Below are 12461 nucleotides of genomic sequence, written 5' to 3'. Positions count from 1 at the left end.
CAAAAATCATTATTTTAAAAATAAAAAATATAATTAATTTTCAAAATATATTGATTTTGTAATGAAATTGTAATAATATCTTATTCAAATATAACAATTTTTAGAAAAATGAGGTGTGCACTATAAATGGATAAAAAGCCCGTCGAATCAACACCTTTACTAGAAGTGAAAAATTTACAAACTGCTTTTTCCATTAATGATTCCTGGCATAATGCTGTGGACGACGTGTCGTTTCAAGTCGGACGAAAGCGAATTGTAGGAGTTGTAGGAGAATCTGGCTGTGGAAAAAGCGTATTGTCTTTATCCGTTATTGGGCTATTACCTAAAGTAAATAGTCAAATTAGAAGCGGAAGCGTTGTATTTAACGGAAAGAATCTTACGCACTTATCAGAAGATGAGATGAATGATGTTCGGGGAAAAGACATCTCAATGATTTTCCAAGAACCGATGACATCTCTCAATCCTGTTTTAACCATTGGGTATCAGCTGCAGGAAGTATTGTTTAACCATATGAATATATCGAAAGCGGAAGCGCGTGAAAAAAGCATTGCGCTTTTGAAAAGCGTTGGTATTTCGAAATCCGAAAAGCTCATCGATGAATATCCGCATCAGCTATCGGGAGGAATGAGACAGCGCGTCATGATTGCCATGGCGGTAGCTTGTCAGCCTAAACTTTTAATTGCGGATGAGCCGACAACCGCCCTGGATGTTACGGTTCAAGCTCAAATTTTAGAATTGTTAAAAGAAATTCAAGAAAGCAATGATATGTCTATTATTATGATTACTCATGATTTAGGAGTCGTTGCTGAGATGTGTGATGAAGTGATTGTCATGTATGGCGGGAAAATTGTTGAGCATACAGATGTTGATACGTTATTTTATGCCCCAAAACATCCGTACACGAAAGCGCTTCTTCACTCAATTCCACGCATGGAAGATGATGTAGAAGTATTAAATACGATCAAAGGAATTGTGCCTTCTCTTGTAAACATGCCGAGGACAGGCTGTCGTTTCGTTAACCGATGTCCTCATGCAATGGAAGACTGCAGTTCCGTTACGCCTGTTCTTCGCGAGGATTCACAGGGGCATGACGTCGCATGTCTGCTGTATGAAAACAGCTATCCGTCAAAAGGAGTGAAGACAAGCTAATGACTAAAGCAGTGAAAGATGTATTGCTAGAAGTTCAGCATTTAAAAACCTATTATCCTATTCACGGGGGATTTTTTCGAAAGAAAATTGGTGATGTAAAAGCAGTTGACGGTATTTCCTTTGCGATTCGAAAAGGAGAAACGCTCGGTCTGGTAGGAGAATCTGGCTGTGGAAAATCCACGGCAGGAAGGACGATTCTAAGACTGTTGGAACCAACTAGCGGAAAAATTATTTTCGATGGTAAAGATATCACAGAAGCAAGAGGAACTTCTCTCCGTAAAATTAGACAAGATTTCCAAATGGTTTTTCAAGATCCCTATGCTTCCCTCAATCCAATGCAAATGGTTGGAGATGTTATTTCTGAACCAATTCGGAATTTTACAGGAAAATCAACCAATCAATTAAAATCAGAAGTTATGAATCTACTTACAAAAGTAGGGTTACCGGAAGATGCATACTATAAATATCCTCACGAATTTTCCGGTGGGCAGCGTCAGCGTATTGGAATTGCACGTGCACTTGCACTTCGTCCAAAACTTATTATTGCTGATGAACCGGTGTCGGCACTTGACGTTTCTGTCCAATCACAAGTTTTAAACCTTCTTAAAGAACTTCAACAAGAATTCGACCTAACCTTTTTATTTATTGCCCATGATTTGAGTGTTGTTAAACATATGAGTGACCGTATCGGTGTTATGTACCTAGGCGGTTTAGTAGAAATTGCTGATAAGAAAAGCCTATACGCAGAGCCATTGCACCCTTATACGCAAGCGCTTGTATCGGCTATACCTGAACCAGATCCACGAAAGAAAAAACAGCGCATTATTTTACAGGGAGATGTGCCAAGTCCAATTGATCCGCCAAAAGGCTGTGCGTTTCATCCTCGCTGTATACATGCCATGGCAGAGTGCAGCCAAACGAAACCTGCCTTAAAGGAGGTGAGACCTGGCCATCAAGTAGCTTGCCATTTATATAACTCGTAAAAGCTACATACGAACAGATTATTAGTTAAATAGGGGGAACGTCATGATGAAAAAGAAATCGTTTTTATCACTTGTTTCCATTTTGCTTGTGCTATCGCTTTTTCTAGCGGCATGCAGCGGTGGAAGCAGTTCTTCATCTTCTAGTAATAAAGAAGGCGGAGAAGCAAAAACTGAAGGTGCAAAAACAGACAAGCCAAAAGATGGCGGAACGATTACGTATGGGATTGACGGAGCGCCGGAAGGGCTTTTTGAGTACGCATTGTATGGTAGTGCGTATGATAGCCAAATCTTAGAATTTATCAATGAAGGTCTTTTTACTTATGATAAGAAATTAAAAATTAAATCTGACTTAGCTACTTGGGACGTGAGTGGTGATAAACTAACTTACACGTTTAAATTAAAAAAGGGGATTAAGTGGCATAACGGAGATCCATTAACTGCAGATGATTTTAAATATACGTATGAAACGATTGCTGATAAAGACTATACAGGTCCACGCTATGTAAACGTTGAGCATATTAAAGGCGCTCAAGAATATCATGACGGCAAAGCGGATTCTATTTCCGGAGTTGAAGTGGTAGATCCGCAAACATTTAAAGTAACGTTTAAAGAAGTTCGTGTAAATAACTTAGACAATCTATGGCCGTATCCAATGCCGAAAAAGTACTATGAAGGAATTGCTGTAAAAGATCTTGCAGAGTCCAAACAAGTTCGTAAAGAGCCTATTGGTGTTGGACCATTTAAAGTGAAAAAAGTGGTAGCAAGTGAATATGTTCAGATGGAACGCAATGATGACTATTGGAAAGGTAAGCCTCATCTTGATGGCGTTGTTGTAAAAGTACTGGATCCATCTGTTTCCGCCGGAGCATTGAAAAAAGGCGATGTCGACATTATGGATGTTCGCCCAGCTGATTTAGGGCAAGTTGAAAAAGCAGAAAACTTAGACTTTTTGGAAGGGAAATCAACTAGTTATTCGTATATTGGTCTACGATTTGGACATCGTGATAAAAACGCTGGTAAAAACGTAGATGATTATGATAAGTTCAAAGATCTAAAACTTCGTCAAGCATTGCTTTACGCAATAGATAGAAAAGCAATGGTAAAAGCATTTATGAACGACAAAGCGGTTGTTTCTAACACAGTTATTCCCTCTGTATTCTGGATTGCTGCTGACCAAAAAGATTTAACAAAGTACAAGTATAGTCCAGAAAAAGCTAAGAAATTGTTAGCTGAAGCTGGTTATAAAGATAAGAATAATGACGGTTTTGTAGAAGATCCAAACGGAAAACCATTTACGATCTCATTTGGTCACTATGCTGGTCCAGCCAACTTCGAGGGTCGTGCGAAGGCTATTATGCAAGCATGGAATGATATTGGTATTAAAACAAAATTAGCAACGGGTTCACTTGTTGAATTTAACTTGTACAATGAAATGAAAGATAACGACGATAAGGCGTTAGAAGCGTTCTTCGGTTCTTGGGACACTGGTTCAGATCCAGATCCTACAGGATTATGGAGCTCTAATGCTGAATGGAACTATGGCCGTTGGGTAAATAAGGAATCTGATGAAATGCTTAAAGACGGTTTGAGTGAAAAATCATTTGATGATAAACACCGTAAAGATGTATATGTAAAATGGCAAAAATTCTTTAACGAGCAGCTGCCAGCACTTCCTTTATGGGAAAATATCAATATTTATGCTGTGAATAAGCGTGTGAAAAACGTAACTCTAGATCCATCAACGGTAGTTGTAGATCCGGAGAAATGGTCTGTAACGGAATAAGTATTTTACATGTAAAGGAGAGTCAACGATGCTGCAATACTCACTAAGACGTATTTTAGGGATGATTCCAATGTTGATTCTGATCTCCTTTGTTGTGTTTTCCCTGGCAAAAATGATGCCAGGGGACCCTTTTGGGGGAGAAATCAACCCCAGTAATACAGATCCAAAATACATTGAGGAAATGCGTGATAAGCTAGGATATAACGATCCTATCTACGTTCAATATTGGAACTGGGTAAAGGGAGTGGCACAAGGAGATTTAGGAAAGTCAACAACTCATAAGTTACCGACATTAGATATTATTTTAGAGCGTATGCCTAATACGATCTTTTTAGCTTTGACTTCGCTTTTGATTACGTATGTGTTTGCATTTATTTTAGGTATGTATGCAGGAAGAAAACCGTATACCTTAGCAGATAACTTTATTGCAGGATATAATTACTTTGCATTAGCGGTTCCATCGTTTATCGCAGGGATCGTAGGCATTTATTTATTTTCCTTTCAGTTAGGCTGGTTTCCGTTTAGCGGTTCTGTTGAAGTAGGATTAAAAGAGGGATCATGGGAATTTATTCAAAGTAGAATTCATCACGTTATATTACCTGCACTGATTCTTGGCTTGATGTCGACCGCGCAGTATACCCAATTTTTGCGTAATGATATTATTGAAAACAGTCGCAAAGATTTTGTGCGCACAGCCAGAGCAAAAGGAACAAAAGAATCTAAAATTTATAATGTTCATATCTTACGCAACTCAATGATTCCGCTTATTACGTTTTTAGGGTTTGATCTTGTAACAATCATTAGCGGTTCTATCATTACAGAGACAATCTTTACGTATCCAGGAATCGGAAAGTTGTTTGTTGACTCTGTAGCAACTCGTGACTACTCAGTTATGATGTCGCTTACAATGCTGTTTTCAATTTTAACATTGGTTGGGAATCTGGTTGCTGATTTGTTATACGGCGTAGCAGATCCGCGTATTCGTTTGGATTAGGAGGAGAAAGTATGGAAATTGTAACGAAAAAAGATGTACAGCCAGAAGTGAATATGAAAGCTCCTAAAAACCTTTCTCCATGGGCGATTGCGCGAAAGAAGTTTGTAAAAAATAAACTAGCCATGATAAGTTTAGCTTTCATGATTGTGATTACGCTTCTTGCCATTTTTGCACCGCTGCTTACAAAAGCAGATATTACACGTATCGACTATATGGCGATGAATGCAGCGCCTTCCAGTGAGCATTGGTTTGGAACGGATACAAATGGTCGAGACGTATTTGCACGTACATTGTATGGAGGAAGAACTTCGTTACTGATTGGAGTTGCTTGTACAACACTCGTTATTTTAATCGGAACTCTTATTGGTTCGATTGCGGGTTATTACGGAGGCAAAGTGGACCAATTCTTAATGCGTTTTACAGACTTTGTCTTAAACTTTCCGCTCATTGTTTTTGTTGTAGTGTTAAATACAATTCTAATTGGAAAAATCTCAGGCGTTTGGACGCTCATCCTAGTTGTTAGCTTCCTAAGCTGGGGAAGTACGGCCCGGCTGGTGCGAAGCAAAGTCTTGGCTGAAAAAGAAAATGAATATGTGCTTTCAGCTGTTTCCATTGGGTGCAGCCCGTTTAAAATCATCTTCAAACATTTGCTGCCAAATGTGTTTTCAACGATTGTGGTTCAAGCCAGTTTGCAGATGGCCATCCTTATCGTGTTTGAGTCAGCGATTAGCTTTATCGGTTTTGGCGTGCCGGCTGATACGCCGAGCTGGGGGAATATGCTGACAGAAGCAAGGGAATCAGATGTGCTGCAGAATAAGCCTTGGATGTGGGTTCCGCCAGGTTTAGCTATTACATTTACGATCCTGGCTATCAACTTCATTGGTGAAGGATTAAAAGATGCTTTAAATCCAAAATCTCTTCGTTAAAAATCTATCACAAAAGTGTGATAGATTTTTTTAGGTTTGTCAGACCTCCTGACAAACCTATTACTATAGAAGAAACTCGGATTTTTTCTGCTTATAGGGGTGGATATAGTTCATGAAGCCTGTAGCAATCATTAGCACTGGCGTTATGTCTGAGCTTCGAAATAAGTGCATTTGCATAATAACCAAAAACGAAGGTATTTTACAATTAATTTTTAGAAAAATAACATCATTTGGAATAAAAATTCCTTTCTCTGCCTATACTGATGGATAACAAACAGATAGTAAGTGAGGGGTAAATTATGCTATATCTTCATGATGTATGGGTTAATTGGTTTGAAGGCGAAGAAAACGGTTATAATGTGTGTCATTTCCATGAGTGGAGAAAAGACGATTGTGTAGAACTGCTCGATCAAGCACCGTTATTAAAAGTAAATCCGCTTTTATTTCATTACATTGAAAATGATCTTTCCGAGCTACCTCAACAACTACTACAAGATGTCTATCAGAAAGCATACATTCGGAAAAATCATGAGCGCACGCAGGTTGAATATTGTTTTATTGTTACAGATGGAACGAATATTTTAGCAATTGATACGATGGGCTATCATATCCCAATTCGAAAAAGCCGCTTAATTCCAAGACAAGAACAGTTAGTTTATGAGATGATTGCGGATCAAGAAGAGCTAGAATATAAGTTCAGTGAAGACGAGCTAACTAAAAAAGAGCATCATATTCTTTCGCCGTCTCCTGAAACGATGAGAGGGCTAACACGTAAAGAACGTCAGCTAAAACAGCTGTTATTTATGGCACTTGATCAGCTACATACAACAAAAAATACAGCTCAAATCCGCTACTGGTACACAGAGTGGAATCCAACGAAATACGAAGACATTCAAGAGATGCCGTTTCAAGACGTATGGAATCAGCTATACGATGAAACGAAGTCAGGGTGGTCACCGAAACATAAATTATTATGCGAGCGCTTAGTAAAAGGACAACCTTTCTTTGAAAAACTTTGGGAAATTGAACAAGAGCCAAAAGTGAATTAAAAAAACGACTGCATAGCAGTCGTTTTTTTTTAACGTTTACGGCCAATTCCCATTGCGTTTCGCATTTTGCGAAGCATTTTATTAGCCGTTGCATTTGCTTTATCGGCACCTTGATCTAAAATATCATCTAACTCGCTAGAATCAACTAATTCATAATATCTTTCTTGAATTGGAGCAAGTGCTTCAGCTACTACTTTAGCTGTGTCAGCTTTAAAGTCACCATAACCTTTGCCTTCGTACATTGCTTCAATGTCTTCGATTGATTTATTTGCTAGGATTGAATAAATGCTTAATAAGTTTGAAATACCTGGCTTATTTTCTTTATCGTAGCGAACAATACCTTCTGAATCCGTTACGGCACTTTTGATTTTCTTTTCAATCGTTTTAGCGTCATCCAAGAGCGTAATAAAAGCTTTTTGGTTTGGATCGGACTTGCTCATTTTTTTCGTAGGATCTTGAAGAGACATGACGCGTGCGCCCACTTTTGGAATACGTACTTCAGGAATAGTGAAGATATCATTGTATTTTTTGTTAAAGCGCTCAGCTAAGTCACGCGTTAATTCTAAATGCTGCTTTTGATCTTCACCAACTGGCACCAAATCGGTGTTGTATAAAAGAATATCAGCTGCCATTAGTGGAGGATAAGTTAATAATCCTGCTGATACTGCTTCTTTTCCAGCGGACTTATCTTTAAACTGAGTCATACGCTCAAGTTCACCGATATACGCTACGCACTGTAACATCCATCCTGCTTCCGTGTGGGCGGGCACTTCTGATTGAATAAATAAAGTTGATTTTGCTGGATCAATTCCTACTGCTACATACAGAGCAGCAAGGCTGCGAATGTTTTTACGAAGTGCTAAACGGTCTTGAGGCGCTGTAATTGCATGCTGATCTACAATACAAAAATGACAGTTATAGTCATGTTGAAGTTCAACAAATTGCTTCATCGCTCCAATGTAGTTGCCTAAAGTGATTGTACCGCTTGGTTGAATACCTGAAAAAATTGTTTTCATCAAATCTTCCTTTCATCTGCACATATATGATGCTAGTTTACGTATACAACATAAAAAGGCCCATCCGCTCCTAGCATAAGCTAGGGGCGAATGGACCGCGTTGCCACCCTAATTAGCACACATTATTGTGAACTATCTTTATTCATGTAACGTTGAGATCAACGTTCAAGCTTTGCACTTGAAAGCTCCAAAGTCCATTCTGCAGGTTTCAATGTTTGTTCTCACCAGCCACAAACTCTCTAAAAATGAAAATTCTGCATACTACTCTTTTTCACAGCTTTAATTATATAGTTATTCATTATTATAACGCGAAAAAGCAGGAATTTAAACATCTTATCGCTAAAAAGGTTTATAAGACAATTTACTGGAATTTTTCTTCGGCAAAAAAAGACAAGAACCTTTTAATTAAAGCATTTCTTAATGAAAATTTGGTGGAGGATTTGGTAAAAATCTTTTATTTAGTATTTCTAATGCCTTTGTAATACTATTGTAATACCTATACTACAAAAAAGATTTTAGACGTCTGACAAGTAGGCACAATCCTTATAAGATAAGGTTTTTTCCCTCATGACAAAAAAATACCATTAAATAATAGTATTGCAATAAATTTTTAAAATATTTATAATAGGCGTAACAAACATATTTTTTACAAAGGTATTACAATTTCTTAATTTTTCAGAAAAAACAAAATAGCCAATGTTTTGTTTCAATTAGCGAATTTTGTAATGAATGAGTCTTCTACATATTAAGCGCATACATTGGATTTACAGCATGTAAACAATTGATGACAGTTTCATAGGGTAGAAGAATAATTTTGCAGTGAGGTCTTTAGCACTCTACTACGTGAAAAAATAACTGATTATTTTGTATTGAAAGAGGATTAAGAAATTAGTGCATATCAAAAAAATATGGTTGCCACACAAACAAAATTTAATAGGGGGTAACACGCAATGAAGAAAAGGTTGTCAATTCTTTTCAGTTTGCTGCTTGTAATGAGCTTGTTTTTAGCTGCATGTGGATTTAACAAAGAATCTGGTGGCAGTGAAAATGCTAGCAGTGATGGCGGCGACAAGAAAAAAGAGCAAGAGCTTCGCGTAAACATTAAAACTGAGCCTTTCTCACTGAACCCAGGCTTAGCTAATGATTCAACGTCATCAAACGTATTATTACAAACATTTGAAGGTTTAACTCGTATTGGTAAAGATGGAAAACCTGAAAATGCCATGGCGAAAGATGTAAAGGTCAGCGATGATCAAACTAAATATACGTTTACGATTCGCGACGATGCAAAATGGTCAAATGGTGACCCTGTAACAGCAAAAGATTTCGAATATGCATGGAAATGGGCGTTAGATCCTAAAAACGAATCTCAATATGCATATCAATTATACTATGTTAAAAATGCACAGGCTGCTAATGAAGGAAAAGGTTCATTAGATGATGTTGCCGTTAAAGCAACAGATGATAAAACGCTTGAGGTAACATTAGAAAACCCAACGCCATATTTCTTAGAATTAACAGCTTTCTATACGTACTTCCCAGTGAATACGAAAATTGCTGAATCAAATGAAAAATGGTACACAAATGCAGGCGAAAACTATACGTCAAACGGTCCTTTCAAGCTTAAAACTTGGAAACATAACGACAAAATTGAGTTAGTTCCTAATGAAAACTATTGGGATAAAGATGCTGTAAAACTTAAAAAAGTTGAAATGTACATGATCAATGATAACAACACTGAACTTTCAATGTTCAAAAACGGTGAATTAGACTGGGCGGGTATGCCTACCGGTCAATTACCAGCTGATGCACTTCCTGAATTAAAGAAAGACGGTTCATTAAACATTCAAGAGATTGCAGGTACTTACTGGTACAAGTTTAATACAGAACAAAAACCTTTAGACAATGTGAACATTCGTAAAGCATTAGCTTATGCAATTGATCGTAAAGGTATTACAGAACAAATTACAAAAGACGGTTCAGTTCCAGCGATGGCGGCTGTACCACCAACAATGTTTGAAGATAACAAAAAAGGCTACTTCAAAGACAATGATGTGAAAAAAGCAAAAGAATATTTAGAAAAAGGCTTGAAAGAAATGGGCCTTAAAGATGCTTCAGAACTACCAGCAATTAAGGTGTCATACAACACGGATGAAAAACATGCAAAAATTGCACAAGCTGTTCAAGATATGTGGAAGAAAAACCTTGGTATTAAAGTACAGTTAGACAACTCTGAGTGGGCTGTTTACATTGAAAAGTTACACCAAGGAGATTATCAAGTTGGGCGTATGGGCTGGTTAGGAGACTTTAACGATCCAATCAACTTCCTAGAGTTATTCCGTGACAAAAAAGGCGGAAATAATGATACAAACTGGGAAAATCCAGAATATAAAAAGTTATTAATTGACTCTCAAAAAGAAACAGATCCTAAAAAACGTCAGGCAATGTTGAAAAAAGCAGAAGGTATCTTCATGGATGAAATGCCAGTGGCACCAATCTACTTCTACACAAATGCTTGGGTACAAGACAAGCAGCTGAAAGATGTTGTGATGTCTGGTCTTGGAGACATTCAGATTAAGTGGGCTCATTTTGAGTAAGTAACATCAATTATGACAAAGGGTATATGGGGCCTGGTGCTCCATATACTTTTCTTTCTTGTGCGCGAATTTTGTAAAAATATGGAGGTGTGTCAGGGTGTTCAAATATATAGGAAAACGACTTATTTATATGTTTCTATCATTATGGCTGATCGTAACAGCGACCTTTTTCTTAATGCGTGCTGTTCCAGGAGGTCCATTCACATCAGAAAAGCAGCTTCCCCCTGAAATTCAAAAAAATCTAAATCAGTATTACGGTTTAGATCAGCCTTGGTACCATCAGTACTTTGATTACTTAACATCAATTTTAAAGTGGGATTTTGGTCCATCTTTCAAATATAAAGGCCAAACGGTAAATGATTTGATTAACGGCGGATTCCCTGTTTCATTCATGCTAGGGATGGAAGCTATTTTAATAGCAATTGCTATTGGCGTAGTACTAGGTGTTATTGCTGCTTTAAAACATAATAAATGGCAAGATTACACGGCGATGGTTATTGCAGTTCTAGGAATCTCAGTTCCAAGTTTTATCATGGCAGCGGTATTACAATACGTTCTGGCTATGAAACTACAAATTTTTCCGGTTGCACGCTGGGAATCTTGGGCACACACGGTGTTACCAGCTCTCGCGCTTGCTTCAACCCCTATGGCGTTTATCGCACGATTAACTCGGTCGAGTATGCTTGAAGTATTAAGCAATGATTATATTCGTACAGCGAAAGCAAAAGGTTTAAGCAGAGGCGTTATTACAGTTAAGCACGCCATGCGAAATGCGATGCTTCCAGTCGTATCCTATATGGGACCTTTAGTAGCAGGGATTTTAACGGGTAGCTTTGTTATTGAAAAAATATTTGGTATCCCTGGATTAGGTTCACACTTTGTACTCAGTATCTCAAACCGAGATTATACAACGATTATGGGCGTAACGGTGTTCTACAGTATTTTACTACTTGTATGTATCCTGCTTGTAGATATTGCATACGGCTTTATTGATCCTCGAATTAAACTTACAGGTGCTAAGAAAGGAGAGTAACTATGCAGCAACTTCCGAAAATTCCTAAAGAAATGTTTGAAACAGCAGGGATTGACCATGCTCAAGCAGAAAAGATTGAAAAACCGAGTCTTTCGTTCTGGCAAGATGTTTTTATTCGTTTTCGCAAAAATAAGCTTGCTATGTTTGGTGTAGTACTAATGGTTCTCCTTGTTTTTATGGCGATATTTGGTCCATTGATGGTGAAATACGATTATGCAACCAATGATTTATTGAATGCCAATCAGGCACCATCTTCTGAGCACTGGTTCGGCACAGATGAATTAGGGCGCGATGTGTTTGCTCGTACGTGGGAAGGCGCTCGTATTTCATTATTTATCGGGTTAGCAGCAGCTTTAATTGATTTATTCATCGGCGTAGTTTGGGGAAGCATCTCTGGATACCGCGGCGGCCGTACGGATGAAACAATGATGCGTGTTGCGGATATCTTATATGGTGTTCCTTACCTTTTACTGGTTATTATTTTAATGGTTATGCTTGGCCAAGGGTTAGGCACGATGATCTTGGCGATGACCATTACCGGCTGGATTAACATGGCCCGTATTGTACGTGGACAAGTATTGCAGTTGAAAAACCAAGAGTACGTAATGGCTTCACAAACATTAGGAGCAACAACAAAGCGTATTTTATTTAAACATCTTATTCCGAATGCAACAGGTCCGATTTTAGTAACAATGACACTAACGATTCCTTCAGCAATCTTTACAGAAGCATTTTTAAGCTACTTGGGACTAGGCGTTCCGGCACCGCTTGCAAGCTGGGGAACAATGGCTTCAGAAGGCTTACCTGCTTTGGAATACTATCCTTGGCGCTTATTTTTCCCAGGTTTGTTTATCTGTTTAACAATCTTAGCGTTCAACGTAATTGGTGATGGATTACGAGATGCGTTAGATCCAAAACTACGTAAGTAAGG

The 12461-nt window shown here is 38.1% G+C and carries 11 protein-coding genes and 1 other annotated feature; of the genes, 10 read left to right on the top strand and 1 reads right to left on the bottom strand.

All coding sequences use genetic code 11. The features are described from left to right. The first annotated feature begins 126 nt into the window (after positions 1–126). From ACXAE4_RS24295 to ACXAE4_RS24265, 7 genes are all read left to right on the top strand, one after another. Complete coding sequence (locus ACXAE4_RS24295; RefSeq protein ID WP_475237111.1) at positions 127–1149, top strand: ABC transporter ATP-binding protein; 1023 nt, start codon at positions 127–129, stop codon at positions 1147–1149. After that, entirely contained in the window at positions 1149–2132 is a 984-nt protein-coding gene (locus ACXAE4_RS24290) for an ABC transporter ATP-binding protein (protein ID WP_028412371.1), read from the top strand. The genes ACXAE4_RS24295 and ACXAE4_RS24290 overlap by 1 nt, the downstream gene beginning before the upstream one ends. Positions 2133–2175: 43 nt before the next feature. Then, a complete protein-coding gene (opp4A, locus tag ACXAE4_RS24285; RefSeq protein ID WP_034267675.1) occupies positions 2176–3915 on the top strand; it encodes an oligopeptide ABC transporter substrate-binding protein in 1740 nt (579 codons plus the stop codon). A gap of 28 nt (positions 3916–3943) precedes the next feature. Further along, on the top strand, positions 3944–4909 hold the full coding sequence (gene opp4B / locus ACXAE4_RS24280) for an oligopeptide ABC transporter permease (protein ID WP_013055410.1): 966 nt from the start codon (positions 3944–3946) through the stop codon (positions 4907–4909). An 11-nt stretch (positions 4910–4920) separates the two neighbouring features. Continuing rightward, positions 4921–5835 (top strand): oligopeptide ABC transporter permease, encoded by a 915-nt coding sequence (gene opp4C / locus ACXAE4_RS24275; protein ID WP_013081753.1) that lies wholly within the window; start codon positions 4921–4923, stop codon positions 5833–5835. Between the two features lie 112 nt (positions 5836–5947). After that, positions 5948–6106, top strand: a complete 159-nt coding sequence (locus tag ACXAE4_RS24270; RefSeq protein ID WP_155017005.1) for a hypothetical protein — start codon at positions 5948–5950, stop codon at positions 6104–6106. Between the two features lie 28 nt (positions 6107–6134). Next, positions 6135–6884 carry a YjbA family protein gene (locus ACXAE4_RS24265; protein ID WP_028412368.1) on the top strand — a complete coding sequence of 250 codons (750 nt, stop codon included), beginning with the start codon at positions 6135–6137 and terminating at the stop codon, positions 6882–6884. 29 nt (positions 6885–6913) lie between these two features. Here the strand turns inward: ACXAE4_RS24265 and trpS are convergent, their stop codons facing one another. After that, a complete protein-coding gene (gene trpS / locus ACXAE4_RS24260; protein ID WP_028412367.1) occupies positions 6914–7903 on the bottom strand; it encodes a tryptophan--tRNA ligase in 990 nt (329 codons plus the stop codon). 76 nt (positions 7904–7979) lie between these two features. After that, positions 7980–8184, bottom strand: a binding site (T-box leader). Between the two features lie 666 nt (positions 8185–8850). Here trpS and ACXAE4_RS24255 point away from each other — a divergent pair. The 3 genes from ACXAE4_RS24255 to ACXAE4_RS24245 all read left to right on the top strand — a co-directional run bounded on the left by ACXAE4_RS24255 (position 8851) and on the right by ACXAE4_RS24245 (position 12459). Continuing rightward, positions 8851–10497, top strand: a complete 1647-nt coding sequence (locus tag ACXAE4_RS24255) for a peptide ABC transporter substrate-binding protein (RefSeq protein ID WP_014461587.1) — start codon at positions 8851–8853, stop codon at positions 10495–10497. A 97-nt stretch (positions 10498–10594) separates the two neighbouring features. After that, entirely contained in the window at positions 10595–11530 is a 936-nt protein-coding gene (locus ACXAE4_RS24250; RefSeq protein ID WP_028412365.1) for an ABC transporter permease, read from the top strand. 2 nt (positions 11531–11532) lie between these two features. After that, positions 11533–12459 (top strand): ABC transporter permease, encoded by a 927-nt coding sequence (locus ACXAE4_RS24245; RefSeq protein WP_014461585.1) that lies wholly within the window; start codon positions 11533–11535, stop codon positions 12457–12459. Positions 12460–12461 lie beyond the last annotated feature (2 nt).

This window comes from Priestia sp. ABM2_011, assembly GCF_056158845.1.
The sequence above is the reverse complement of the archived record's forward strand: the minus strand, read 5'-3'. Positions and strand labels throughout refer to the sequence as shown.

What these genes read in the sequence shown, in the direction of transcription:
- ACXAE4_RS24295 (WP_475237111.1), top strand. Translation starts at nt 127, where the DNA reads ATGGATAAAAAGCCCGTCGAATCAACACCTTTACTAGAAGTGAAAAAT.
- ACXAE4_RS24290 (WP_028412371.1), top strand. Translation starts at nt 1,149, where the DNA reads ATGACTAAAGCAGTGAAAGATGTATTGCTAGAAGTTCAGCATTTAAAA.
- opp4A (WP_034267675.1), top strand. Translation starts at nt 2,176, where the DNA reads ATGATGAAAAAGAAATCGTTTTTATCACTTGTTTCCATTTTGCTTGTG.
- opp4B (WP_013055410.1), top strand. Translation starts at nt 3,944, where the DNA reads ATGCTGCAATACTCACTAAGACGTATTTTAGGGATGATTCCAATGTTG.
- opp4C (WP_013081753.1), top strand. Translation starts at nt 4,921, where the DNA reads ATGGAAATTGTAACGAAAAAAGATGTACAGCCAGAAGTGAATATGAAA.
- ACXAE4_RS24270 (WP_155017005.1), top strand. Translation starts at nt 5,948, where the DNA reads ATGAAGCCTGTAGCAATCATTAGCACTGGCGTTATGTCTGAGCTTCGA.
- ACXAE4_RS24265 (WP_028412368.1), top strand. Translation starts at nt 6,135, where the DNA reads ATGCTATATCTTCATGATGTATGGGTTAATTGGTTTGAAGGCGAAGAA.
- ACXAE4_RS24255 (WP_014461587.1), top strand. Translation starts at nt 8,851, where the DNA reads ATGAAGAAAAGGTTGTCAATTCTTTTCAGTTTGCTGCTTGTAATGAGC.
- ACXAE4_RS24245 (WP_014461585.1), top strand. Translation starts at nt 11,533, where the DNA reads ATGCAGCAACTTCCGAAAATTCCTAAAGAAATGTTTGAAACAGCAGGG.